Source organism: Nonomuraea sp. NPDC046570, assembly GCF_040645915.1.
Classification (GTDB): domain Bacteria; phylum Actinomycetota; class Actinomycetes; order Streptosporangiales; family Streptosporangiaceae; genus Nonomuraea.
In genome coordinates, this window is sequence record NZ_JBEYZF010000114.1 from 1 (window position 1) to 1,441 (window position 1,441).

A 1,441-nucleotide genomic window follows, 5' to 3' on the forward strand; every position below is an offset into this window, starting at 1 on the left:
TACTCCAGCCGCACTTACCGATCTTTGAGTTGTCGTCGCTGGTAGTGGCTTCGTCGGGCGCGGGTCTGGTGGCGTTGTCGCCACCGGTGCCAGTGCAGGATGTGGCGCTCGTCGATGGGTGGCCGGATCAGCAGGGCGAAGAGGCGGCGGATCTCGTTGGCGGAGATCGTGATGGATTGGTCACTGTATGTCGTGGCTGATGGCGCCCTCTCAACTGCGGCCTGCGGGCGCGCGCTCTGATGAGCGCCGGCACGTTTGGGCGCAGTGGCCTCTTCGTTGACAGCGGCGCGGGTGACCGCGAGGAATGCCAGGGCGAGCATGGCCAGCGTGATGTATCGGTACCAGGCTGGATAGAGCCGGACCTGGTAGTGATCGAAGGCGGCTTCGTTCTTGCCGGCTTGGAAGCACTCCTCGATCGTCCAGCGGGCTCCGGCCACCTGAACCAGACGGGCCAATGGAACTGGGGTGGGTGTGTGGCACAGGTAGAAGGCCAGCTCGGACGGCTTGCTGACCGAGCGGCGGATCAGTAGGCGGTGCACCGGGCTGTCGGTGGCGACCAGCGCCCAGTCATAGCGCCGTTCGCCCTTGGCGCCGTCCCCGCACGACAGACGCTGCCAGCCACGCCTGCCGATCTTCTTGGCCATCGCATCAGCGCGGATCTTCCCCACGCCGGTGGTGATCTGGTGGGAGCAGGAGACCGCCAGCACATAACCGACCTGCCTGTTCTCCAGGAATCGGCGCAGCGGCCCATTGTCGCCGTAGGCCTCGTCAGCAGTCACCCAGCCGAACGGTACACCGGCGGTGATCGCCCGTTCGAGCATGACCTGCAGCAGTTGAGGCTTGGTGGCGAAACCAATCTCGTCAGGGATCTGCGCTGACGCGCACCGCTGCGGGTCGGCGATCCAAGACTCGCGCGGAACATATAACTCCCGATCCACCACAGCTCGGCCGCGGATGGTGGCGTAGCCGAGGAACACCCCGATCTGACAGTTGGTGATCTTTCCTGCGGTGCCGGTGTACTGTCGCTGCACCCCGGCCGAACCGGTGCCCTTCTTCTCGAAGCCGGTGTCATCACCGACCAGCACTCCATCGGGCTCGCCCAGGTGGTCGACCACGTAGTCGCGGGCATCGTCGCGCACGCCGTCGACGTCCCATTTCGCGGCGTTGAACAGCCGCTGCATCCCATCCGGCGTCGCCTCGCCGGCGTACTCGGCCAGAGACCACCCGTTCTTGCGTTCCAGCCCGGACAGCAGCCCCTCGATGCACAGCCGGGCGCGCCGTCGCACCTCCGGCCGTTTGAACCGGCCCGCCACCAGCGCGAACGCCGCATCCAGGCCCGCCCGCAGACGGGCGGCGCCGAGGTGTTCTACTCTGTCCAACGCGGCCACCGCATGATCTTCAGATCCATCACACCTGAATGATCACAGCGGTGGCCGTCTCA

Annotated in this window: 1 pseudogene; it reads right to left on the reverse strand. The window is 66.1% G+C overall.

Annotation, left to right across the window (positions count from 1 at the left end):
• Positions 1–266: 266 nt before the first annotated feature.
• Positions 267–1,346, reverse strand: a pseudogene (locus ABZ911_RS43140) (IS701 family transposase); the annotation flags it as partial.
• Between the last annotated feature and the right edge of the window lie 95 nt (positions 1,347–1,441).